At 53.5% G+C, this 22,771-nt stretch carries 20 protein-coding genes; 8 read left to right on the top strand and 12 right to left on the bottom strand.

Annotated features, from left to right (window positions below; all coding sequences use genetic code 11):
• Window positions 1-46: 46 nt before the first annotated feature.
• Window positions 47-1,168, bottom strand: a complete 1,122-nt coding sequence (gene dprA, locus PXG97_RS00930) for a DNA-processing protein DprA (protein WP_276495831.1) — start codon at window positions 1,166-1,168, stop codon at window positions 47-49.
• Window positions 1,169-1,189: 21 nt separating this feature from the next.
• Window positions 1,190-1,537, bottom strand: a complete 348-nt coding sequence (locus tag PXG97_RS00935; protein WP_276495832.1) for a MerR family transcriptional regulator — start codon at window positions 1,535-1,537, stop codon at window positions 1,190-1,192.
• A gap of 202 nt (window positions 1,538-1,739) precedes the next feature.
• Between PXG97_RS00935 and alaS the strand changes: the two genes are divergently transcribed.
• The 3 genes from alaS (at window position 1,740) to PXG97_RS00950 (ending at window position 7,036) form a co-directional block, all read left to right on the top strand.
• Window positions 1,740-4,376 carry an alanine--tRNA ligase gene (alaS, locus tag PXG97_RS00940; RefSeq protein WP_276495833.1) on the top strand — a complete coding sequence of 879 codons (2,637 nt, stop codon included), beginning with the start codon at window positions 1,740-1,742 and terminating at the stop codon, window positions 4,374-4,376.
• Between the two features lie 66 nt (window positions 4,377-4,442).
• Window positions 4,443-5,900: an Asp-tRNA(Asn)/Glu-tRNA(Gln) amidotransferase subunit GatB gene (gene gatB, locus PXG97_RS00945; protein WP_276495834.1), complete on the top strand. Its 1,458-nt coding sequence runs from the start codon at window positions 4,443-4,445 to the stop codon at window positions 5,898-5,900.
• 2 nt (window positions 5,901-5,902) lie between these two features.
• The gene (locus tag PXG97_RS00950; RefSeq protein ID WP_276495835.1) at window positions 5,903-7,036 is read left to right on the top strand and encodes a TlpA disulfide reductase family protein; all 1,134 of its coding nucleotides are present in this window, start codon (window positions 5,903-5,905) and stop codon (window positions 7,034-7,036) included.
• Between the two features lie 94 nt (window positions 7,037-7,130).
• Here the strand turns inward: PXG97_RS00950 and PXG97_RS00955 are convergent, their stop codons facing one another.
• The 3 genes from PXG97_RS00955 to PXG97_RS00965 form a co-directional block, all read right to left on the bottom strand.
• Window positions 7,131-7,790, bottom strand: a complete 660-nt coding sequence (locus PXG97_RS00955; protein WP_276495836.1) for a hypothetical protein — start codon at window positions 7,788-7,790, stop codon at window positions 7,131-7,133.
• On the bottom strand, window positions 7,791-8,330 hold the full coding sequence (locus tag PXG97_RS00960) for an acyl-CoA thioesterase (RefSeq protein WP_276495837.1): 540 nt from the start codon (window positions 8,328-8,330) through the stop codon (window positions 7,791-7,793). It abuts the gene before it with no gap.
• Between the two features lie 89 nt (window positions 8,331-8,419).
• The gene (locus tag PXG97_RS00965) at window positions 8,420-9,076 is read right to left on the bottom strand and encodes a protein-L-isoaspartate(D-aspartate) O-methyltransferase (RefSeq protein ID WP_276495838.1); all 657 of its coding nucleotides are present in this window, start codon (window positions 9,074-9,076) and stop codon (window positions 8,420-8,422) included.
• A gap of 242 nt (window positions 9,077-9,318) precedes the next feature.
• Between PXG97_RS00965 and PXG97_RS00970 the strand changes: the two genes are divergently transcribed.
• Window positions 9,319-9,903, top strand: coding sequence for a riboflavin synthase (locus tag PXG97_RS00970; RefSeq protein ID WP_276495839.1), 585 nt, complete (start codon window positions 9,319-9,321; stop codon window positions 9,901-9,903).
• 81 nt (window positions 9,904-9,984) lie between these two features.
• Complete coding sequence (locus PXG97_RS00975; RefSeq protein WP_276495840.1) at window positions 9,985-10,290, top strand: ferritin family protein; 306 nt, start codon at window positions 9,985-9,987, stop codon at window positions 10,288-10,290.
• 33 nt (window positions 10,291-10,323) lie between these two features.
• Here PXG97_RS00975 and PXG97_RS00980 read toward each other — a convergent pair whose 3' ends face one another.
• From PXG97_RS00980 to PXG97_RS00995, 4 genes are all read right to left on the bottom strand, one after another.
• Entirely contained in the window at window positions 10,324-10,788 is a 465-nt protein-coding gene (locus PXG97_RS00980) for a DoxX family protein (RefSeq protein ID WP_276495841.1), read from the bottom strand.
• Window positions 10,789-10,872: 84 nt separating this feature from the next.
• Window positions 10,873-11,490, bottom strand: a complete 618-nt coding sequence (locus tag PXG97_RS00985; RefSeq protein WP_276495842.1) for a trimeric intracellular cation channel family protein — start codon at window positions 11,488-11,490, stop codon at window positions 10,873-10,875.
• A 66-nt stretch (window positions 11,491-11,556) separates the two neighbouring features.
• A complete protein-coding gene (locus PXG97_RS00990) occupies window positions 11,557-13,830 on the bottom strand; it encodes a TonB-dependent receptor (RefSeq protein ID WP_276495843.1) in 2,274 nt (757 codons plus the stop codon).
• A gap of 177 nt (window positions 13,831-14,007) precedes the next feature.
• Complete coding sequence (locus PXG97_RS00995) at window positions 14,008-14,712, bottom strand: SIR2 family NAD-dependent protein deacylase (RefSeq protein ID WP_420851740.1); 705 nt, start codon at window positions 14,710-14,712, stop codon at window positions 14,008-14,010.
• A gap of 119 nt (window positions 14,713-14,831) precedes the next feature.
• Between PXG97_RS00995 and PXG97_RS01000 the strand changes: the two genes are divergently transcribed.
• Window positions 14,832-15,287 carry an AAA family ATPase gene (locus tag PXG97_RS01000; RefSeq protein ID WP_276495844.1) on the top strand — a complete coding sequence of 152 codons (456 nt, stop codon included), beginning with the start codon at window positions 14,832-14,834 and terminating at the stop codon, window positions 15,285-15,287.
• Window positions 15,288-15,364: 77 nt separating this feature from the next.
• Window positions 15,365-16,597 (top strand): pyridoxal phosphate-dependent aminotransferase, encoded by a 1,233-nt coding sequence (locus PXG97_RS01005; RefSeq protein WP_276495845.1) that lies wholly within the window; start codon window positions 15,365-15,367, stop codon window positions 16,595-16,597.
• 84 nt (window positions 16,598-16,681) lie between these two features.
• On the opposite strand, the gene PXG97_RS01010 is transcribed toward PXG97_RS01005, so the two are convergent.
• On the bottom strand, window positions 16,682-18,511 hold the full coding sequence (locus tag PXG97_RS01010; protein WP_276495846.1) for a M2 family metallopeptidase: 1,830 nt from the start codon (window positions 18,509-18,511) through the stop codon (window positions 16,682-16,684).
• A gap of 427 nt (window positions 18,512-18,938) precedes the next feature.
• On the opposite strand from PXG97_RS01010, the gene PXG97_RS01015 reads away from it, so the two are divergent.
• Window positions 18,939-19,832: a hypothetical protein gene (locus tag PXG97_RS01015; RefSeq protein WP_276495847.1), complete on the top strand. Its 894-nt coding sequence runs from the start codon at window positions 18,939-18,941 to the stop codon at window positions 19,830-19,832.
• Between the two features lie 84 nt (window positions 19,833-19,916).
• On the opposite strand, the gene PXG97_RS01020 is transcribed toward PXG97_RS01015, so the two are convergent.
• On the bottom strand, window positions 19,917-21,248 hold the full coding sequence (locus PXG97_RS01020) for a DNA recombination protein RmuC (RefSeq protein WP_276495848.1): 1,332 nt from the start codon (window positions 21,246-21,248) through the stop codon (window positions 19,917-19,919).
• A gap of 127 nt (window positions 21,249-21,375) precedes the next feature.
• Window positions 21,376-22,752: a DEAD/DEAH box helicase gene (locus tag PXG97_RS01025; RefSeq protein WP_276495849.1), complete on the bottom strand. Its 1,377-nt coding sequence runs from the start codon at window positions 22,750-22,752 to the stop codon at window positions 21,376-21,378.
• Window positions 22,753-22,771: the final 19 nt, after the last annotated feature.

Below are 22,771 nucleotides of genomic sequence, written 5' to 3' on the forward strand. Positions count from 1 at the left end.
TAGATGAGTTCGCTTTAATTGCGCTGTTTATTAATTCAACCAACAACTACAAAAGCACAAACCGCTTGCCAGGCAGTGCCTTCACCATTCCTTTAAACTCCAGCCCTAAAAGCACCGAGGCCAATAGGCTTATCGGCACCTGTGCCTTCCAACTCAGGTTATCCATGTGCTCTTCGCGGTTTTGCTGCAACACCTGTAGCACCTTCAGCTCATCTGCGTTAAACTCGGCAGGATCAAAGGCAGGGGTAGTGCGCTTTGCTTTGGCGGCGGCCTCGTCTTCTAAATCCCAGTTCAGCAGCTCCACCAGGTCTTGCACCGATGTATAAGCCACCGCTTTCAGCGACTTGATCAGATGGTTGGTTCCTTCAGAGACTGGCGAGGTAATATTCCCGGGCACAGCCATTACCTCCTTGTCATAACTGTGGGCGATGTCGGCGGTAATAAGGGTGCCGCTCCTCATAGCGGCCTCCACCACGATGGTGCAGTCGCTCATGCCGGCAATAATGCGGTTGCGGGCTGGAAAGCGCGGCGCATCGGGCTTCGTGCCAAAGGGGTTCTCGGTTAGCAGGCCGCCCTGCGATAGCATCCGCTCGGCATACTTGCGGTGCACGGCCGGGTAAATGGTTTCGGGTCCGCTGGCCATGACGCCAACGGTAGGCAACCCTGCCTGCAGTGCCGCACGGTGTGCCACAATGTCCACGCCATAAGCCAGCCCGCTCACGATCATTGCGTTGTACGGCTTTAGCTCCTCCACAATACGCTCGGTTACGGTCTGGCCATAAGTGGTTGCCTGCCTGGTGCCTACCATGCTGATGATGCGGCGTTGGTTAAGGTTGGCGCTGCCCCGGAAGTATAAAAGCGTGGGCGCATCCGGGATCTGCTTCAGCCGGTCCGGGAACTTGGGGGAAGTATAAAACAGCAGCTGCACCTCCTCCGCCTCCGCCCGCTTTACCCAGTCCTCAGCCTGCAGCAGTGTGGGTCGGGCGTTCTCTTTTATACTTTGAACAAGCTTTGGCCCTACGCCAGGTATCTTCAGTAATTTGGCCGGGATGGCCTCAAACACAGCCTTTGGGGAGCCGCAGTAGCTAACGAGTTGGCGCGTCAGCTGGCCGCCCACACCAGGCAAACGGGTTATGGCAACCTCATAAATATTCTGCTCCTCTACCATAGGTAAAGAACTACGCAGCTTTTAGGCTTTGGTGTTCAGTTGCTCTTTTATACCCATCAGGAAAGCCTTCACCCGCTCCAGCGATTCCACGATCTCCATTTTGTCCTTGGCCTGTACAGGCTTATTTTTCATTACCTCGCGGGCCCCCTGTATCGTGTAGCCGCGCTCCTTCACCAGATGGTAAATGGTGCGTAAGGTTTCAATGTCTTTCGCCGTGTACTGGCGGTTGCCTTTCTTGTTCTTTTTCGGCTTGATCTGCTCAAACTCAGTTTCCCAGAAACGGATGAGCGAAGGGGCTACATCGAACATGGCGGCCACCTCGCCGATGGTGTAATACTGTTTCTCTATCTCTTTTTCCTTGTACGGCATAATATTGGCTTGTTTGGGGAGGCCGGAGTCGCTAATTTTCGGGTGGAATGTTACTGATTCCGGCTAAAAATGCTACTTTTGCCTCTAATGTGCTATGCGGCAGGCGCTAAAAGTGCCGCCTTACCGATTGGCAAAAATTAGATATTTTTCTCTCTTAAACAACAAGTATAGCACTTAGTATCTAAAGGCTTAACACTCATACATGAACTCAGCTGAGATTAGACAAAAGTTTCTGGACTTCTTTGCTTCCAAACAGCACCAGATCGTGCCTTCTGCGCCCATTGTGGTGAAGGATGACCCAACCCTGATGTTTATCAACTCGGGCATGGCGCCCTTCAAAGACTACTTCCTGGGCAATAAGCCCGCGCCCTACAAGCGTGTGGCCGATACGCAGAAGTGCCTCCGTGTGAGTGGCAAGCACAACGACCTGGAGGAGGTGGGCTACGATACCTACCACCATACCATGTTCGAGATGCTAGGCAACTGGTCGTTTGGCGACTATTTCAAGAAGGAGGCGCTGGAGTGGTCGTGGGAGTTGCTGACGCAAGTGTACCAACTGCCAAAGGACAGGCTGTACGTGTCGGTGTTTCAGGGCGATGGGTCGGAGAACTTGCCGATGGACCAGGAAGCCTTTGATATCTGGAAGACCATGATTGCCGAGGACCGTATCCTCATGGGCAACAAAAAAGATAACTTCTGGGAAATGGGCGACACCGGCCCCTGCGGCCCCTGCTCCGAGATCCACATCGACCTGCGCTCAGAGGAGGAACGCGCCAAAGTAGACGGCAAGTCGCTGGTGAACAACGACCACCCGCAGGTGGTGGAGATTTGGAACAACGTATTTATGGAGTTTAACCGCCTGGCTGATGGCTCGCTGGTGAAACTGCCTGCGCAGCATGTAGATACAGGCATGGGCTTCGAGCGTTTGTGCATGGCTATCCAGGGCAAGCAGTCGAACTATGATACGGACGTGTTCCAGCCGCTGATCCAGTTTATTGCCAAAGAGGCTGGCGTGACTTATGGGCAGGACGAGAAAACGGACGTGGCCATTCGTGTGATCGCTGACCATATCCGTGCCATTTCCTTTACCATTGCCGACGGGCAGCTGCCGTCGAACAACAAGGCCGGCTACGTGATCCGCCGCATTCTGCGCCGCGCGGTGCGTTACGGTTTTACATTCCTCGACTTCAAAAAGCCGTTCCTCTACAAGCTGACGGAGGTGCTGGCCGAGCAGACGGCTCATGTGTTCCCAGAGCTGAAGCAGCAGCTGGGCTTTGTGCAGCGCGTGATCGAGGAAGAGGAGAACGCTTTCCTGCGCACCCTGGAGAACGGCCTGAAAAGGCTGGACGCGCTGGAAGAAAGCTTTAAGCAGAACAATAATACGATCGACGGCAAAACCGCTTTCGAACTATACGATACCTTCGGGTTCCCGCTGGACCTGACGGCACTGATCGCCCGCGAGAAAGGGCTGAAAGTAGACGAGCAGGGTTTTGGCAAGGAGATGGAACAGCAGAAGAACCGTTCCCGCAACGCCTCCGCCACCGAGCAAAGCGACTGGGTGATCCTTCAGCCGGACGTGGTAAACGAGTTTGTGGGCTACGACTGCGATACCACTGACTCGCACATCGTGCGTTACCGCCAGGTGAAAGCCAAGAACAAGAGCGAGTATCACCTGGTGCTGGATAAAACACCTTTTTACGCCGAAAGCGGCGGCCAGGTGGGCGACGTGGGTTACCTGGTGGCGGACGGCGAGCGCGTGGAGGTGCTGGATACGAAGAAAGAGAACGACCTTATACTTCATATCACCAGCAAACTGCCGCAAAACGTAGAGGCTGGTTTTAGTGCGGAGATCGATGCGGAGCGTCGTAACATGATCCGTAAAAACCATTCGGCTACGCACTTGCTGCACTCGGCTTTAAGAAAGGTTTTAGGCGACCACGTGCAGCAGCGCGGCTCGTTGGTAAATGAAAAGATCCTGCGCTTCGACTTCTCACACTTTGCCAAGGTAGAAGATGCCGAACTGCGCGAAATTGAGCATATTGTGAACGAGCGCGTGCGCCAGGCTATTCCGCTGGATGAGCGCCGCAACGTGCCGATTGACGAAGCCAAAAATATGGGCGCCACCGCCTTGTTCGGGGAGAAGTACGGCGATTTTGTGCGCGTGATCACGTTCGGCAGCGATTACTCCGTGGAGCTTTGCGGCGGTACGCACGTGCACAACACCGGCAACATCGGGTACTTCAAGATCATATCAGAAAGCTCGGTGGCTGCGGGAGTGCGCCGTATAGAGGCGATTACGGCCGATGCGGCAGAAGAGTATATGCAGCAGCAACTGAACGAGCTGAACGCGGTGCGCGAGGTGCTCAACACCCAGAGCAACGTGTCAGGCGCGGTGCAGAAAATGCAAGACGACCTGAAGGCGCTGCAGAAGCAGCTGGAGCAGTTTGAGTTGAAGCAATTGAGCAGCCTGAAAGATACATTAGTACAGAAGGCGCAGCCGTTGAACGGCATCAACCTGATTACGGAGCGGGTGGACCTGAGCTCTGCCGATTACCTGAAGAAGCTGGCTTTCGACATGCGTCAGGTGGTGGAGAACCTGGTGCTTGTATTAGCCGCCGAGATCGACGGCAAGCCTCAGATCGCGGTAATGCTGTCGGATAACCTGGTGCAGGACAAAAACTTTAACGCCAGCCAGCTTGTTCGTGAACTGGCCAAAGAGATCAAAGGCGGCGGCGGCGGCCAGCCATTCTATGCCACTGCCGGTGGCAAGGATGCAGCTGGCCTGGATGCCGTGCCTGCCAAAGCAGTAGACCTGGTGAAATCAATTATTAACGGATAATGATTAATATTGAAGTAAGATCGGAGCCTTTCCGGTCATACTTCTTTTCTGTCTTTTCTTAAAGAAATGGATAAAGCAATAAGAGATAAGTATCAAGCCATTATTGGTTTAGAGGTACACGCCCAGCTGCTCACTGCCAGCAAAGCCTATTCCTCCGACTCCACAGAGTACGGCATGCTGCCCAACACCAACCTGAGCGAGATCACGTTGGGGCACCCTGGTACCTTGCCGCGCGTGAACAAGCGCGTAGTGGAGATGGCGGTAAAAATGGGCCTGGCGACGAACTGCGACATCACGAAGCACAACGTATATGCCCGCAAAAACTACTTTTACCCGGACCTTCCGAAGGGCTACCAGATCACGCAGGACAAAACCCCGATCTGTACGCACGGCCACATCCTGATCAAGGATGCTGCCGGGGAGGAAAAGAAGATAGGCATCACCCGCATCCACATGGAGGAGGACGCCGGTAAATCGATGCACTTGCCAGGAGAGGTAGAGACGCTGGTGGACTTTAACCGCGCCGGCGTGCCGCTCATTGAGATCGTATCGGAGCCGGACATCCGTGACTCGGAGGAGGCTTATAATTACCTGATCGAGATCAAACGCCTGGTGAAGTACCTGGAGATCTGCGACGGCAACATGGAAGAGGGCTCGCTGCGCTGCGATGCCAACATCTCGGTGATGCTGAAGGACTCGCCGCTGTGGGGTACCAAAGTGGAGGTGAAGAACATGAACTCCTTCCGTAACGTGCAGCGCGCCATTGAGCACGAGATCGAGCGACAGATCATGGTGCTGGAGAATGGCGGCAAGGTAGACGGCGAAACCCGCAACTTCGACGCCAACACAGGCACCACCACGGCCATGCGCTCGAAAGAAACGCTGAACGATTACCGCTACTTCCCGGAGCCGGACCTTCCGCCATTGGTAATTGAGCAGGAGTGGCTGGAGTCGGTGAAGGCAGCAATGCCCAGTCTGCCCCAGGAACTGTACAAGCGCTTTGTAAGCGAATTTGGCCTGCCGGAGTACGATGCGGCCGTGTTAACGGATGCCAAAGAGATTGCTTTATACTTTGAGGAGCTGACGAACCACACGAAAAACTACAAGGCCGCATCTAACTGGATGATGGGACCTGTAAAATCATACCTGAACGAACTGCAACTGCACATAAAGGACTTCCCGTTGAAGCCGGAACAAATTGCGCAGGTGATCGCTTTGGTAGATGAGAACAAGGTAAGCCACTCGGTGGCAGCCAAAAAGATTTTCCCCTACATGCTGGAGCACCCGCAGTACACGGCTCAGCGCGTGGCCGAGGAGCAGAACCTGCTGCAGGAGTCAAACACGGATGAGTTGGCACAGATCGTGCAACAGGTGCTAACCGAGAACCCGGCGAAAGTAGAGGAGTATAAAGCCGGCAAACAGTCGCTGATCGGGATGTTCATGGGTGAGATCATGAAAAAGACCAAAGGCAAGGCCGACCCGAAAGTGACAAACCAGTTATTGAGAGAGAAACTAAACGCATAGACATGCTGAAACTGAAATTCAAAAATGTGCTTGTAGTAGCCTCGGCCGCTGCCATACTATCCAGCTGCCAGGGAAACAAGTCGGCCACCAACGGCGAGGACAGCTATACGATCAATGGGAAGCTAAACAACGCCACTCCTGGGCAGATCTACCTGTTTGAGCTAGGTAAGCAAAGCTTTGAACCACGCGATACGGCTGAGTTGAGCAGTGAAGGCACCTTTACTTTTGAAGGAACCGTGAAAGAGCCAACCTTCTACCGCATTGCGCTGGATCAGCAGAACGGCATGATGTTCGTTTTGGAAGAGGGAAAGATAAAGGTGGAGGCTGATGCCAAGGATATGAATGGCACGGCGAAGGTAGAAGGCTCGGAGCAGTCGCAGCTGTTTCTGCAGCTGAACAAACTGGTGAACGACACCCGCGCGCAGCAAGTGGAGCTGGAGCAGGCTTTTGCTAAGGCCATGCAGGAGGGGAACCAGGCAGAAGGCGAGCGCCTGCGCAACGAGTACTTTAAGCTGCAGGGGCAGATAAAGGATTTCATTGCGCAACACCCGAAGTCCATCGTGTCGGCTTTCGGCACAGCTACGCTGGTAGACCCGGTGAATGATTTTGCCTTCGCCGACAGCATGGCGTCGCTTTACAACCAGTACATCCCGAACTCGAAGTATACCGCGCTGGTAAACGAGCGCCTGCAGCCGCACCGCAGCACGGCCATTGGCCAGGTAGCACCAGATATCAAACTCCCTAGCCCAGACGGCACTACAAAGTCCTTGTCTTCGCTGCGAGGCAAGTATGTGCTGATCGACTTCTGGGCCAGCTGGTGCGGACCGTGCCGTAAAGAGAACCCGAATGTGGTGAAGATGTATAACAGGTTGAAAGACAAAGGTACAGGTTTTGAGATCTTCGGTGTGTCGCTGGACCAGTCGGAGGAGAAGTGGCTGGCTGCCATTGAGAAAGACAAGCTTACGTGGCCGCAGGTATCAGACCTGAAAGGTTGGGAGAGCAGCGCGGCGCAGCTCTACAATGTGACGGCCATCCCGCAGACAGTGCTGCTCGATCCGGAAGGAAAGATCGTGGCCAAAGGGCTGAGAGGAGAGGAACTGGAGCAGAAGCTGGAGTCTTTGCTGAGCCAGAACTAAGGCTTTAGCCCATACTGAAAGTATAAAAAAGGCGGCCCTTCAATGTATGAAGGGCCGCCTTTTTTGTTTGCTGCTATTTAATGATTAAGCGACGCTACAGGTTAAATGTTTTCTGCAGCGCTCCCCACAGGTGCTTTTTGTGCTCCACGTTTTGTTCCAGCATGCTGAGTGCCTGGGAAAAAACCACCGGCACTTTGCCTACCGTCACTGGGTTGTATAACGTGAATTTCTCGTGCGGCAGCGCTGTCTCGATGCGGCTGGCAAAACTGATGATGTAGTTTACCTGCAACTCCTTCTGCAGCTCCTCGAATAGCGCCAACTCCCCGGAGATATTATTCACGTAGGCCACATCCGCAGGCATCAGGCCAATGGCAGACAGGATCTTCTGCAGGAATTGCAGCTGCGGCAGCTTTTCAAATTCGGCGGCAGGTAACGTAACCAGCACCACCACGCCTTTTTGGTTCTGCCCCATGATGGTGTACTTCTGCTTTTGCGGCACCGCCTCTTTTTTAGGGATCTTCGGCAGTTCGTGCACGTGCTGCTTGGCAGGCGCTGGCGCCACCGTTGGCTCTGGGGCGGCCACCGTAGCGGGCGACGTGGCATCCACTTCTGCTGTTGCCGGTTCTGTGGTGGCAGTTGTAGGCGCAGGGGTTACAGGCTCAGGCACGGCCACATCACCCTCCACTAAATAGATGGTCTCTGGGATGAAGCTTTTGAGAAACTCGTTACTGATATCTGCCTGTAATCCTTTCATTTATACTTGTCCTTGGGCGTCTTCTTTGATATCGAATATAGAGCGAAGCTCGTTGGCCTCGCTTGGCTTCATGCGGCCAGCCAGCACCAGGCGCAGCTGACGGCGGCGAAGGGCCCCATCGTATAGTTTTACTTCTTCCTCTGTCTCAGGGATCGCCTCCGGCACGTCGATGGGATTGCCCAACTGGTCTACCGCCACAAAGGTGAAGAAGGCCTGGTTAGACATTACTTTCTTGCCGCTCGGGATGTCTTCGGCATACACGACAATGTGCACCTCCATAGAGGAGTTGAAGGCACGGGTCACTTTTGCCTCCAGCGTTACCACGTTGCCCAGCTTGATGCTCTCGGCAAACGAAACATTGTCTACCGAGGCAGTTACCACGATGCGGTTAGAGTGCTTCTGCGCCGCAATGGCCGATACAATGTCCATCCAATGCATCATTTTGCCACCCATCAGGTTGTGCAGGGTGTTGGTGTCGTTTGGCAACACCAACTCCGTCATGATCACGTAGGAGTCAGATACTTTTTTTTGTTTACGCATTCCAGATTGTTGTATGATCGGGCAAAGATACGCCACGCGTGCGAAAGGATAAAATCTACTTGAGCAGAGGCAAAGTATAAACCAGTTGGCTACTCGCCACTCCAGCCGGAGCGGCCCAACAGGGGCACGAATTTAAAGTCGCTGAACTCCTCCTTGGTAAACTCATTTTCCTCGACCCGGGTGATGCGCAGCATCTTCTGTGTTTTTTCATCGCCCACCGGTATCACCAGGATGCCGCCCACGTTTAGCTGGCGCAGCAACTCTTTTGGCACCACCGGCGCCCCGGCCGTCACGATAATCTTGTCGTAAGGGGCATGAGCCGGCAGCCCCAGGGAGCCGTCGCCATGGAACGTGTGTGGCTTCAGCCCGTGCTTGCGGAAGAAGAGCCGCGCTTTTTCGTATAGGGGCCGGTTGTACTCAATGGTGTACACGTTTGGCGTAATCTGCAGCAGGATGGTACACTGGTAGCCGGAACCGGTGCCAATCTCCAGCACTTTATCGGTGGACTTTAACTGCAGCAGCTCCGTTTGGAAAGCCACGGTGTAGGGTTGGGAAATGGTTTGCCCTTCGCCTATGGGGAAGGCTTTGTCCTGGTAGGCCTGCTCCAGAAAAGCCTTCTCGAAGAAGTAATGACGCGGTACAGTGTCAATGGCTGCCAGCACGCGCTCATCGCGAATGCCTTTGTCGCGTAGCTGTTTTACCAAAGCCCGGCGCATGCCTTTGTGCCTGTACGAGTCGGTTTGCATGATCTTGTAATCTAGAGGTCCTTATTGTAGCTGTACTGCCCTGCGCAAAGGCAGGTTTGCGAAAATAAGCAACCGGGGCCAATTATTCCCGGAATAAAAGCCTTTTATGTGTTTTATTTTGGAGTGCCTCTGCACCTAAGGCAGATTCCTGCTAATTTTGGCGAAACATTCTCTTGCCTATTTGCTTTATCTGAGGCTACGGAGAACGTACTTTATACTTTAAAGCATCAACACCAGAGACTATGTTTACAGGAATAATTGAGGCGCTGGGCCATGTAACGGATATTCAGCAGGACAACACCAACAAGCATTTTACCCTGACCAGCCCCTTTACGCAAGAGCTGAAGATTGACCAGAGCGTGGCGCATAACGGTGTGTGCCTGACGGTGGTGAAGATAGAAGGAGACAAGTATACTGTAACCGCTATCGACGAAACGCTGCGCAAGACCAACCTGAACCACCTGAAAGTAGGCGACCCGGTAAACCTGGAGCGTTGCATGGTGGCCAATGGCCGTTTCGACGGGCATGTGGTGCAGGGGCACGTAGATCAGACGGGTACCTGTGAGGCGGTGGAAGATGAGCAGGGCAGCTGGGTCTTTACCTTCCGATATGACGCGAGCCGAGGCAACGTAACCGTGGAGAAAGGCTCTATCTGCGTGAACGGCATCAGCCTAACAGTGGTGAACTCAAAGGAAGATCGCTTTTCTGTAGCCATCATTCCCTATACTTATGAGCATACCAACCTGCACACTGTAAAGCCTGGCGATACGGTAAACCTGGAGTTTGATATCATCGGGAAGTATGTGGCCAGGCTGCTGAATGAATAATTAGCGGGTAGCCCATGTGGTACTCAACGCTGTAAAGGCAGCTGCGTTATACTTATAAGAAACAATAGATTCGATTTAGCGATGCCTACAGAACAATACCACGAGCCGGCCCATGAGCTGCCTGAAGAAACGCGCACCTTCGCCCGCATGATTACCTCGGTGATAGAGGAGGCAGAGGCCATTAACTGGTACGAGCAGCGCATGTCCGTGGAAAAGGACGAGGTGGCCCGGGCCATCATGCAGAACGCGCAACATGAGGAGTTCAAGCATTTCGGGATGAACCTGGAGTTCCTGCTGCGTAAAAAGCCGGTGTGGCGCGAGATGCTGAAAACGATCCTTTTCTCGGATGGGGATATTGTACAGAAAGGAGAGGAGGCAGAGGATTAGGTGCGCATCCACTGCCTTTATACTTGTGATTGGCTAAAATTTCCGTTCCTGGTTGGCCATACTTTTGTCTACGCTTAGCTTGCCGGCACCACCTACCACCAAAGCCCAGGCCATGCCGATCACCAGCAGGTGGTACTCATACCCTTCTCCGGCTTGGTTGCCACCCCAGTTCATGAAAAAACCGTTGGGCAGGTGCAGCGAAAGTACAATGCCTACAAAAAGGCCCAGCATGGCCAAGCCCCAGAAGCGAACCCAGAACCCAAGGATAAGGCAGATCGAACCGATGAACTCGATGATGATCACCAGCCAGCCCAGCCATCCCGGCAGGCCGGATACTTTTTCGAACGAGTCCATGAAGGCGGCGGCGCCATGACCGTTAAACCAGCCAAACAGCTTCTGAGCGCCGTGCGGCCAGATCACCAGCCCCAGCATCACCCTAACGATCGTCAGACTCCAAGTGTCGGGGGTGGACAGTATCCTGTCTTTGAAGAATGTCATATCCTATACTTGTGTAGTGGATTATTTCACAGAGTACGAAAGTTAAGGAATATGGGTAGGTTTAATCGTGGAGGGGGAGCTGCCTCAGGTGTGGCGGTTGAACTTGGGCAGGCTCAGGTTATACCGGATCGCCACCAGCCGGACAACGATGATCAGCAGCATGGAGGCGATAAAGTTGGTGTTGCGTTCCACCTGCAGGTACTCAAGACCCAGGTAAAACGAGGCGCCGAGTAGGCAGGCGCTGGCATACACTTCTTTACGGAACAGGATCGGGACCTCGTTGGTGAGCGTGTCGCGGATCACGCCGCCCATCACAGCCGAGAACATACCCATAATAGCCGCCACCTCGGCGCTCGCCCCAAGGCTGAGGGCTTTCTCCATGCCCACAATTGTGAAAATGGCAATACCTAATGTATCGAAGAGCTGAAATGTACGGCGCAGCTGCAGCAGCCATCTGTAAAAAAGCCCGCTGCACACAATGGCCGCCAGGATCACGTACAGCACAGTCGTGTCCTGCACCCACACCAGCGGATAGCTGCCCAGCATGATGTCGCGGAGGCTGCCGCCCCCAATGGCCGTTACAAAGCCCGTAAAGGCGGCACCGAACCAGTCCTGCTCCCGGTCGCGCTCGCTCACAGCCAGTGCCCCCGACATGGCAAACACCGCCGTTCCAATCAGCTCAAGGATGTATTGTATGCTCAACTTCTTTTTTGTGAAGCGGCAATATAAGAGGCTTTGGCCTAGAATAAAATTCTTTTGCCCCGTTGCCTACATCAGCCCAAACTTTAACCCAACGAAGAAAGTGCGCGGACGCGCTGGGCCATACACGTAGTTGCTGTCGCGGTAGGGGCCGGTGTCGAAGTCTTTTTGATAGGCATCAAAGACGTTTTGTACCCCGCCGTGTAACTGCAGGTCCTGTTTTATACTTCTCAGGGTGAAGCGGTAGGAGACCTTCAGGTTGTTTTCTACAAAGGTTGGGGAAGTATAAAGCTCGTCCTCGAGCACACCCGGCGCACCGGCAAAGTGCGGCACCTGCATGGGGCCGGTCAGAACACCTGAGAAAGTAGCATTGAAGCGACTTTGAGGCAGCAGGGTGAGCACGTAATAGCCATAGGTATTCGGCGTGCGAAGGTATTTTCGTGTACCAGACACCTTGGATGACCAGGTTACCGGTTCATCGTAGGCCGCCTGCTGCACCGTCAGGCCCGTCTCCAGCTGGAAACGCTGGTCGTAATTCATCCGTCCCTCCAACGTTATACCTTTCACCGTAGAGTGGCTGCCATTTCGGCGGAGCAGTTGCTGGTTCCCCAACTCATCCGTGCCTACTTCTTCCAGCACAAAGGCATTTTGCAGGCGGGTATAAAAACCATCCAGCGTAAACCCGTAGATCAGGTGCTCGCTGGGTTTGTTGAAGTCAAGGGAAGCGTTGAAGGCACTGGAGGTTTCTTCTTTTAGCGCCGGGTCGAGTTGGATGAGGGAGATGCCGCCACCTGCGAAGGCAATGTGCAGGTCGGTCTCGAAAGCCTGCGGTGCTTTAAAGCCACGTGCGTAGGAGGCGCGTAGCTGCGTGGTGGTGCCAAGCTTGTAAAGCATGTTCAGGCGTGGCGTCAGGATCAGGTCATCTACTTTGCTGTGTTTGTTGGCACGGACCCCGGCAAGTAAGGTAACGGCAGGGCTGATGTCCCAATCACTCTGCAGAAAGAGGCCGGTGAGGTTGTTTTCCTGGTCAATGCGGTACTTATAAGCTTCTATCTCATCGAAGGTATCGTCGTAGAGGTGCTCAGCGCCGGCGGTAAAGGTGTTGCTGCCGCCCAGGAAGCGTTGTGATGTATAATTAAACTGAAAGCCGCCCTGCCAAGTATGGTTGCGCGTTTGCCCCCATCCATCCGCCTGGTTTATGCCCGTGTAGTGCGTGCGCTTGGTATGCTGGCCAGAGCCGTACACACTAAATGACGCCTTGCCATTCCACAGCCGATGGTCCCAGTTAAAGCCACCTACCAGGATGTTGTGCAGCCGGTACTCCGATTGGTCGGCGCGGTCCGCAGGCTCATCCAGCCGGTTGCCCCCCTTGCGCTCCTCGTAGATGCTCCACCCGTTTACGTCCACCTTGTCTCTGTCCGTTGGCCTGAAGAATGCGTTAAATCCGAAGGAGTTGTTTTTTAGCTGCGCCAGCTCTGAGTAGCCGTCGCTGTTGGCATCATAAGCCTCCCGGTCGCGGTGTGAAGCGAAAAAGGAGGTGCCCGCGCTTTGGTCCTCATTCACGAGGTTGGCGTTGGCATTCAGAAAATGGTCCCAAGCCTGTCCATCCAGTTGCGAGGAGTTGCTGGAGAGGGTAAATGTGCTTTCCGTCGGCTCCTTGGTAATGATGTTTACGGTGCCGGCAATGGCGCTGGAGCCGTACAGCACGGAGCCGCCGCCCCGCACCACCTCCACACGGTCTATCATGTTGGCTGGTATCTGCTCCAGGCCATACAGGCTCATTAGAGAGGTAAAGATCGGGCGGCTGTTCACCAGTATCTGCGAGTAGGAGCCACCCAAGCCATTCATGCGCAGCTGCGTGTAGTTACAGGTTTGGCAGTCAGTTTCCAGGCGCAGCCCCGGCTGAAAGCAAAGCCCCTCCGACAGGGTGTTAGACTGGGTAAAGCCGAAGGTGCGGCTATCGAGCACGTTAACAGCTACGGGACTCTCCAACCTGCGTCGCTCGGTGCGGGTGCCGGTTACCACCACCTCATTCAGAGTGGCGTGGTTCTCCTGAAGTATAAAGTCCCGGGTAAGCAGAGTGTCTGCCGCTAATTGCACTGTATGCTGGGCTGGTTTATATCCAATGGCCTTAACCACCAACTCATGTACACCGGGAGGTATTCTCTCCAATGTATAGTGACCTTCCAGGTCAGTGGAGGTTCCCAGGCTAGTTCCCTCAAGCAACACAGTGGCATATGGTATGGGTTTGCCACCGGCTGTTACTCTTCCTTGCAAGGTGCCCTGCTGGGCGGCGGCAGTAAAGGTAAGCAGGAGGTGGAGGAGTAAAAATGCGCATTTCATGATTTTAGGTTTTTAATGTTATGAATATTTGAAACGCAAAACTATGAATTTAGATTTATCTAAAATATTGTTTTTGTGTGTTGTTGCACCATGAATTTCTGAGGGGATTAGGTTTGTAGCAATAAAAAAGCCCTGGCAGTTTTACCTGCAGGGCTTCAGTTCTCTATTCGTTTCTGGCTATTTATACTTCTCCCGGAGCAGCTTTGCCACCTTTTCCATGCCGGTGCTGGCTTTTTCCTCGTAGCGGTGCAGGTTTGGCCGGACCCGTATACTTGGCAGGTTCGGGTCTACTACAAAAACGGGCACATCTGCATCCACATAATCTACCAGGCTGGCGGCAGGGTATACTACCAGGGAGGTGCCCACCACCAGAAAGATATCTGCCTGCAGCGTTTCTGCAATGGCCTTTTCCATCATGGGCACGGGCTCTCCGAACCACACGATATTAGGCCTCAGCTGCGAACCGCGCTCACATTTATCTCCTTTCTTCAACTCCCAGCCATCAATCGGGTATACCAACGTAGGATCTAGGGTGCTGGGGCTCTCGAAGAGCTTGCCGTGCAGGTGTATGACATGGGTGGAGCCAGCGCGCTCATGCAAATCATCCACGTTTTGGGTGATGATGCGCACGTCGAAATCTTGTTCCAGATCAGCTAAGGCAATATGAGCGGCGTTGGGTTTAACGGCGTGTGCATTTTTGCGGCGCTGGTTGTAGAAGTCGAGTACCAGCTCCTGGTTACGGCGCCAACCCTCCGGCGAGGCTACCTCCATTACGTCATGGCCTTCCCAGAGACCGTTCGCATCCCGGAAGGTGGCAATGCCGCTCTCGGCGCTTATACCGGCACCGCTCAGCACCACCAGCTTTTTCTTCATCGCATCCATGTATACTTGCTTATGATGATCTTCTTTATATGCTTTACAGGCTTTAAAGTTACACTTTCAGTGCTGGCCAACAACCTAAACCCCTTGGCGCACTTATACTTTGTAAAACATCCGTAAACATGCAGGCGATTATTTTCTGCGGCATACAGGCCAGCGGCAAGTCCTCTTTTTACAGAGAACGGTTCTTTAACAGCCATGTGCGCATCAGCCTGGACCTGCTCCGAACCCGGCACCGCGAGCGGCTCTTCCTGGAAACTTGCCTGAAAAGCCAGATGCGCTTTGTGGTAGACAACACCAATCCTACCCGAGAGGAGCGGTCCAGGTATATTCGTATGGCCAGAGAAGCAAAGTATGAAGTAGTCGGCTACTTCTTTGAGGCGAGCTCTGAGGAGGCGGTAAAGCGGAACAGCCGCCGGGCAGGGCGTTTTCTTATACCTGTAAAAGGCATTTACGGCACCCAAAAACGACTGGAGGTGCCCACACTGGGCGAGGGCTTTGATAAGCTCTATCAGGTGCGGCTAATGCCATGGGGAGCGTTTGAAGTGAGGCAAGCAGAGGAGCAGGGCGGGAGCTGATTCAGCACAAAGAAAATCCTGAGGGGTAGATGTACAGGCAATCTCCACGGATGCTATCTTCGCTAAATTTTAGAAGTATGATTAAGAGGAGCAAGCGCCTGGATAATGTGTCGTATGACCTGTGCGGGCCATTGTATGAGCGTGCAAAGGAGCTGGAGATGGCGGGGCACCGCATCACCAAACTCAACATCGGAAACCCCGCCCCGTTTGGTTTTGATGCACCTAATGAGGTGGTGCAGCATATCATTCGGAATCTAGGGAAGGCGCAAGGCTATTCTGACCACAAAGGTTTGTTAAGTGCCCGGGAGGCTGTAAAGCGATACTATAATGCCAAAGGGGTAACCAACATCAGCACAGACGATATTTTCTTGGGCAATGGTCTGAGTGAGCTGATCATGCATGCTGTGGAGGCTTTGCTGGATGAGGGGGATGAGGTATTGGTGCCATCGCCGGATTACCCGCTGTGGACGGCTGCCGTGCGCTTTGCCGGGGGCAAGGCCGTGCATTACGTTTGCGACGAAGGAGCCGATTGGTTTCCGGACGTGCAGGACATCCGGAGCAAACTCACCAGCCGTACCCGGGCCCTGGTGCTTATCAACCCGAATAACCCGACAGGTGCGGTGTACTCCAAAGCGCTTTTGCAGCAACTGGTAGCCCTTGCCGAGGAACACAAGCTGGTAATCTTTGCAGATGAGATATACGACAAGATCCTCTACGATGAGGAGGAGTTTACGTCTGCTGCCACCCTGTCGGATAAGGTGGTATTCGTGACTTTTAGCGGGCTTTCTAAAAATTACCTGGCAGCTGGCTTCAGGGCAGGTTGGATGCTGGTAAGCGGAGCCAAACATGAGGCGCAGGAATACTTGGGCGGCCTTAACACCTTGGCCAGCCTGCGGGTGTGCAGTAATGTGCCGGCACAGTTTGCCATAGAGGCGGCACTACAGGGGCAACAGGAAATGCAGGATCTAACCCAACCAACCGGAAGGCTGGGCCAGCAACGAGCCATTTGTTACGAGAGGCTAACGTCCATACCCGGTATTACCTGCGTTAAGCCTAAAGGAGCCTTTTATATGTTCCCAAGACTGGACCTGAAGCAGTTTGACTTCGCAGATGATCAGCAGTTTGCCCTAAACCTGCTCACCGAGCAGCATGTGCTACTGGTGCCGGGCTCGGGCTTCAATTACAAGCACCCAGACCATTTCAGGGTGGTGTACTTGCCGGAACCGGTAGAACTTGCCCAAACCATGGACAGGTTAGCGGCTTTTCTGGAGGAACATGCGCTGACACAGCTGGAGCGATCAGCAATATAGGAACCCTAAATCAAAAAAGCCTCAGCAGGATATCTGCCGAGGCTTTTTGGTGGAGAGGCTGTCGATAGTATCCGACCTCCTAAACTACAAAGTATACTTTCTGCCTTTGTTCTGCTCTTTCAGGTAATCCATCAGCGGCTGGAAGTACTCTACCATGGCGCGGGCGCTAAGCTCTTCCCCGGTTTTGTCTTTCAGCATCTGGCGCCAGTCGGCAGAGGCACCCGGATACATGATATCGCGCAGAAAGCTGCCTACCTCTTTGCTGCCATAGTAGTTGGTGGCGTGCGGGTCCTGCTTCAGGATGTTCTTGGCGATGTGGTCGTGCAGCTGGAACAGGATCACGTAGCTCATGGCGTAGTCATAGTACTGCGCGGCATCGTCGTTGATGTGCGTCTTGGTAGCCGCATCCAGGAAGTTCTCCCCCCGGTCCGTTGGCGGCACTATGCCCTGGTACTGCTTCTTCAGCTCCCACCAGCGCTTGTTCAGCTGGTCGGCCGGCAGGTTTTTGGCATAGAAGTCGTGCTCCCACTCGCTCATCACCCCCGAAGAGAAAGGAATAAAGATCACGTAGTTTAGCGCCTCTTTCAGCAGCGTCTGCACCTCGTCTGTCTGTGCATTCTTATCGATGAGGTTCAGCTCCGCCAGGAATGGCTTCTGCATGGCAGCTAAGCCCAGCAATGAACCCACTGCCTCGTGGTAAGCCCGGTTGGCACCCTCGCGCAGCAGCACCGGCACATCAGGGTTGGTGTATGTCATGTAATAATAGATGTGCCCCAGCTCGTGGTGCGTGGTTTCATACCACTCCGCATTGGGCTCCACGCTCATCAGGCAGCGCACATCCTTGTCCAGGTCCATGTGCCAGGCAGAAGCATGGTTGTTTTTCTTATAGCCTGCGTCTGCCGGCAGGGGGTACAGGCTCGATTTGGTGTAGAAGGTCTCTGGCAAAGCCGGGAAACCCATGCTGGTGTAGAAACGCTCGGCCTGTTTTACCTGCCATTCGGCCCCTTTCGGCTTTAGGGCAGCGTCCAGGTCAATGCCTTCCACTTCTACCATAGAGCTCCAGTCCTGGCCCCAGCGGTTTGGCAGCCAGTGGGCAGGCAAGTAATCGGGCACCTGCTTTTCGCCATACTTCTTGGCCAGCTCATAGCGGGCGTAGGTATGCAACTCGCGGTACAGCGGGCGCAACTCCTCGTTTATCTGCCGCATCAGTTGCATCATCTCTTCGCGCGACATGCCATAATCAGAAGCCTGGTAAGTGAAGTAGTCGTCGTAGCCGAGGCTCTGCACTGTTTCGTTGCGCAGGTTGCGCAGGTTCAGCAAGCCCTCTTTCAGGCCAGGACCAACTTCTTTGCTCGCGTTCCAGGCCTGCAGGCGCTTTTTCAGGTCTGTCTCCTTTTTCAGGATGTTATCGATCTCGTTCGTGCTCACGGACTTCTGGAAGATGCGGTAATCGAAACCGTACAGCTTTTCAGTTTGCTCCGTTTCAGCTTTGATGCGGGCTTTCACCACATCCGGTATAATCTGCGGGTTGTTGGCTCCGGCGTACAGTATGGCTTCAAACTGCTTTACTTGCAGCGGCGTAAGCTGGTCTTTTTTGTTCAGCATGGTGCGCGCCATCTCTATGTTTTCGGCGCTTCCGGTAAAGGCGGCAAAAGCCTCGTTAGCCCGGCGCGTGGCGGCAGCATTCGTCGTATCGCCTTCCACTATCTTGGTGTTGGATGCCCATTCTGCCCCCGCCGATTTGGTGTACAGGTCCTGGTAAGTTTTGGAGTACTGGTCCAGAAAAGTTTGCGCCTCCCGCTGTACTTCTGTTAACTCTGTCGTCTGCTCTGTGCCTGCCGTTTCCGTTTTTTGGCTGGAGCAGGAGGAGAGGAGCACAGCGGCGGTGAGGCCGGTAAAGATTAGTTTTCTCATGGGTTAGGTTAAGATTTAGGTTGTTTGCTTCAGGCAGCTGCTGAAGCAAAGATTAAATATAAGCAATAGAGCGGTAGATGTGAATGTCTGGCTCATATTTTAAAGCTATAAATAATTTTATATTAAACAGTAACTATATTATTATATAGCCGTATATTTGTATGATCCCTGTTTTTAATTGAAGTATGAGAACAGGGGTAGCTTTTCCTATTACTACATCACAATTTTTCGAGGTACGCATTTTAGAGCTGTTAGCACACCAGGTATCTGCTTTTATGCCTGTTTGTGCCTGAAAACTGAGTTCTTCCAACGGGGTTGAAGGGGCTTGGCGCAGCATTAGGTGTTTTATGAATAACTGTAGCAATGTGCTGGATGGTTTGCTATGGACTAGTTAGCGGCATTTTTAACCTAACCCTTTATATACTATATGAAAAAGTTATTCCGCAGTTCAATTTTAGTATCGGCCATGGTGGCCTCCACGTTTCTGCTGGCAGGTTGCGAAAAAGAAATGGATAGCGCAGACCTGAGGAGCAGCAGTATAGATGCCTCGAAGGCTGCTGCCGAAACCGCACAATCCATCATGGTGGACATTGATGTTAACGCACCAGCTATTGATGCAGAAGGCACATGGGTTTTTGACAATGTTGCCGCAGCAGCTTACTTTACAGGAGGTACTGCCAACAATAGAAACGCCGCTGCTCAGAGACAGAAGTGTGTTTTCTTTAATGGTGGCAGGTTGGAGGCTGTTAAACTTGGGCAGACTACTATTACGCCTGTAACAACTGTACCTGTTACCTCCAGAACAGCCTGGTCGCTAGTCTCAGAAGAAGAAGGCACTGGTAACTCTGATGTTACCATTGATATTACAATAGCAGGACAATCGGTTGTTGTAAACAAGGGTAGAGCTAAATACTCCTTTACATTGCTCGACGAAGAAGGCAATCCTCGAATTAGCGACCTAAAAGTAATGGTTTCTAACCAGGAAGATGTGATTAACCCGGCATTTACTGTAGAAGTAGGCGACAAAACAAACAATTGCCTAGCAGACATCCTCTACACAGCAAACGCAGGTAGTTTCGGCCGTGCTACCACTGCATTGTTAACAGACATGACAATGGGCGACATCATTGCTCAGAATGCCTTCAGCAGCACCGCTGCCTGTGGCAATGCCTCTATTGCCAAGCTAGACCAGCTGAGCTATAGCTTACCAGCCGGTACTTATACAGTTACAGTAACAGGTACCGTGAAAGGTAACGCTGGCATGGCTTCGACTCCATTTGAAGTGACGCAGCAGGTTACCGTGGGTAATGACTGCAACTAGGAAAATCAAAACACCCTTACACGAAAAAGAGGCACATCAACAGTGCCTCTTTTTTTGTGTAACGTAAGATGTTTCTTAGGCATATTACTCCTGCTCTGCTTCCTCCGGCAATTGCGCTTCCTGCAGCAGGTTATCGTCTATGGTTTTGCTGGTTTTGGCTCCAAGCTCGCGCAGGATCTCCACCCGGCGGATGAGGTTGCCGCGGCCTTCGGTCAGCTTGTTCATAGCTGCGTTGTAAGAGCTTTGGCTGTTCTCCAGGTGCTTGCCAATCGTTTTCAAATCATCCACAAAACCTACAAACTTGTCGTAGAGCTTGCCACTTTCCTCGGCTATTCTCAGCACGTTGCGCTTTTGGTCCTCCTGGCGCCACACGCCGGCTACTGTTCTTAATGTTGCCAGCAGGGTAGAGGTAGTTACCAGTACGATGTTCTTGTCGAAGGCATCTGTAAACAGGTCGTGGTCGTGCTGCACGGCCAGGTTAAAGGCTGGCTCAATCGGAATGTACATCAGCACGAAATCCGGGGAGTTAATGCCGTTCAGGCGATGGTAGCTTTTGCGGCCTAGATCGGAGAAGTGGGTGCGGACGGAGTTGATATGACCGCGCAGGTACACTTCCTGCTGGTGCTCGTCCTCGCAGCTGCAGAAGGCTTCATACGCCACCAGCGACATCTTGGAGTCGATGATCAGGTGCTTGCCCTCCGGCAGCCGCACGATTACGTCGGGGCGGTATACTTGTTTCTCGTCGTTTTGCCGTACCTCCTCGCGCTCGTAATGCACGCCTTTGCGCAAGCCGGACTTCTCCAGCAGGCTCTCCAGCAGGTACTCGCCCCAGTTGCCTTGTGTTTTACTCTCGCCTTTCAGGGCTTTGGTCAGGTTAATGGCGTCCTGGCTCATTTGTTGGTTCAGGGAGGCCAGCTGCGTAATCTGCTCTTTCAGAGAGATGCTGTCCTTCAAGGTCTTCTCGTAGGTTTGCTCCACCTTCACTTCAAACTCCTTGATGCGCTCCTTGAGCGGTGCCAGCACACGCTCCAGGTTCTCAGAAGAGGCTTTGTTGAAGTGTTCGGCATTCGTCATGAGCACCTGGTTGGAGATGCTCTGGAACTGCTGCAGAAACTTCTCGCGCAGCTGCTCCAGTTCACGCCCTTGCTCCTGCAAGCGGCTTTTGAGGTGCTCGTAGTCGGTTTCGGTTTTAGTCAGCGCATTGGTCAGGTCCAGCGTTTCGGACTGTGCCTCGCGCAGCTGTGCCTTAAGCTGCTCCAACTCCTGCGCCTTTTGCCTGGCCTGCCCCTCCAGCACGCCCTGCGTAACGGCAGCCTGGTTGGCTACCTGCTGCAGCGCGTTTAACTTTCCCTTCAGCGCCAAAAAGGCTACTACCAGGCCTCCCAAAAATGCCGCTATGCCTACCATGATCTCCATAAGGTAAAGGTAAAGTTTTTTAGTATGGCAGCAAATGATTTTGCTAATGAAATTAGCGTTCTCAAGCTAAACAGTCTGCTCCTCCTGGGGGTAGCACAGATCTTATACTTTATCAGGTGCGGGTCTTTTAACGCACAAAGCTTACTTTGTACTTTTTGCCTTTGATTTTGGCGCCGTTGAGTTTTTTGACTGCAGTGCCGGCGGCTTCCTCCGGAATGGCTACAAAGCTGTGGTGGTCCTGAATTTCAATTTTGCCGATCTCGGCGGCGCTCAAACCAACTTCTGCGATCAAAGCCCCTACAATATCGCGTGGGCTAAGCTTATCTTTGCGGCCACCGCTGATGTGCAGCGTCGTGAGGGCTGGTGCTTCAACGGGAGCTAGGGTATTGGTTGAGGTAAGCTCCCGCGGGTCCAGCCACTCGTTTACCTGTACCTCCGGCCACTGCTCCAGTTTTTGAAGTTCGCGGGGGTTCAGCAAAGTATAAACGGTGCCCGACTTGCCGGCCCTGCCAGTACGGCCGCTGCGGTGCAGGTAAGCGTCCTGGTGCTGGGGCAGCTCATAATGGATGATCTGCTGCACCACGTCCATGTCCAGCCCGCGGGCGGCCAGGTCGGTGGCGACAAGTATGGCCGCGGTACCATTGCGGAAAAGCGTCATAGTTTTATCGCGCTCCCGCTGCTCCAGTTTGCCATGCAAGGCCCGGGCAGCAAAACCATGCTCCTGCAGGTGCTGCGCCACCTCCTCAGTAGAGAGGCGGGCATTCACAAACACCACGGTACCGGCCGAGCTTATACTTTGCAGCAGCTGTACGAGTGCCTCCGGCTTTTGTGCGTCCTGCACCTTCAGGCCATAGTATAAGATGCGATCAGGAACGGCGGCGACGGTAGCCTGTACAAACATGGGGTCCTGCAGCGAATTAGCGATCAGCTCCTTTACATTCTCCTCCATGGTGGCTGAGAAAAGGATCGTCTGGCGCTTTCGTGGCAAAGCGCCAAGCAGTTTGTCCAGTTCTTCTTCAAAGCCCATTTCCAGCAGCTTATCAGCCTCATCCAGAACTACTTTTGTCGCTTTGCTTACATTTAAGGTTTTGCGGCTGAGGTGGTCGGTGAGGCGGCCGGGCGTGCCGACCAGCACCTGCGGGGGGTGGGCCAGCGAGTCCTCCTCCAACTTAAAGGAGTGGCCCCCATAGAAGGCGCTGATCTTCAGGTTCGGGATAAAACGAGCGTACTGCTTAAGTTCCTGCCGCACCTGCACGGCCAGTTCGCGGGTGGGCACCACCACCAATGCCTGTACCTGCTGCAGATCCGGGTTTATACTTTGCAAGAGCGGCAGGCCAAAGGCAGCCGTTTTGCCGCTGCCTGTTTCGGCCTGGCCTGCCACATCGCGCCCCTGCAGCAGCAATGGTATGGCTTGCTCCTGTATGGGAGTAGGTGAGGTATATGCCACTGCCTGCAGCGCTTGCAGCAGGGCATCGTTTAGGTTGAGTTGCTCGAAAGTAGCCATGGTTTGCTTGTACGTAAGC

Source organism: Pontibacter litorisediminis (genome assembly GCF_029360645.1).
GTDB lineage: Bacteria > Bacteroidota > Bacteroidia > Cytophagales > Hymenobacteraceae > Pontibacter > Pontibacter litorisediminis.

Excerpts from the sequence above, each read along its gene's own strand:
- dprA (WP_276495831.1), bottom strand. The coding sequence starts at position 1,168 with ATGGTAGAGGAGCAGAATATTTATGAGGTTGCCATAACCCGTTTGCCT.
- PXG97_RS00935 (WP_276495832.1), bottom strand. The coding sequence starts at position 1,537 with ATGCCGTACAAGGAAAAAGAGATAGAGAAACAGTATTACACCATCGGC.
- alaS (WP_276495833.1), top strand. The coding sequence starts at position 1,740 with ATGAACTCAGCTGAGATTAGACAAAAGTTTCTGGACTTCTTTGCTTCC.
- gatB (WP_276495834.1), top strand. The coding sequence starts at position 4,443 with ATGGATAAAGCAATAAGAGATAAGTATCAAGCCATTATTGGTTTAGAG.
- PXG97_RS00950 (WP_276495835.1), top strand. The coding sequence starts at position 5,903 with ATGCTGAAACTGAAATTCAAAAATGTGCTTGTAGTAGCCTCGGCCGCT.
- PXG97_RS00955 (WP_276495836.1), bottom strand. The coding sequence starts at position 7,790 with ATGAAAGGATTACAGGCAGATATCAGTAACGAGTTTCTCAAAAGCTTC.
- PXG97_RS00960 (WP_276495837.1), bottom strand. The coding sequence starts at position 8,330 with ATGCGTAAACAAAAAAAAGTATCTGACTCCTACGTGATCATGACGGAG.
- PXG97_RS00965 (WP_276495838.1), bottom strand. The coding sequence starts at position 9,076 with ATGCAAACCGACTCGTACAGGCACAAAGGCATGCGCCGGGCTTTGGTA.
- PXG97_RS00970 (WP_276495839.1), top strand. The coding sequence starts at position 9,319 with ATGTTTACAGGAATAATTGAGGCGCTGGGCCATGTAACGGATATTCAG.
- PXG97_RS00975 (WP_276495840.1), top strand. The coding sequence starts at position 9,985 with ATGCCTACAGAACAATACCACGAGCCGGCCCATGAGCTGCCTGAAGAA.
- PXG97_RS00980 (WP_276495841.1), bottom strand. The coding sequence starts at position 10,788 with ATGACATTCTTCAAAGACAGGATACTGTCCACCCCCGACACTTGGAGT.
- PXG97_RS00990 (WP_276495843.1), bottom strand. The coding sequence starts at position 13,830 with ATGAAATGCGCATTTTTACTCCTCCACCTCCTGCTTACCTTTACTGCC.
- PXG97_RS00995 (WP_420851740.1), bottom strand. The coding sequence starts at position 14,712 with ATGGATGCGATGAAGAAAAAGCTGGTGGTGCTGAGCGGTGCCGGTATA.
- PXG97_RS01000 (WP_276495844.1), top strand. The coding sequence starts at position 14,832 with ATGCAGGCGATTATTTTCTGCGGCATACAGGCCAGCGGCAAGTCCTCT.
- PXG97_RS01005 (WP_276495845.1), top strand. The coding sequence starts at position 15,365 with ATGATTAAGAGGAGCAAGCGCCTGGATAATGTGTCGTATGACCTGTGC.
- PXG97_RS01010 (WP_276495846.1), bottom strand. The coding sequence starts at position 18,511 with ATGAGAAAACTAATCTTTACCGGCCTCACCGCCGCTGTGCTCCTCTCC.
- PXG97_RS01015 (WP_276495847.1), top strand. The coding sequence starts at position 18,939 with ATGAAAAAGTTATTCCGCAGTTCAATTTTAGTATCGGCCATGGTGGCC.
- PXG97_RS01020 (WP_276495848.1), bottom strand. The coding sequence starts at position 21,248 with ATGGAGATCATGGTAGGCATAGCGGCATTTTTGGGAGGCCTGGTAGTA.
- PXG97_RS01025 (WP_276495849.1), bottom strand. The coding sequence starts at position 22,752 with ATGGCTACTTTCGAGCAACTCAACCTAAACGATGCCCTGCTGCAAGCG.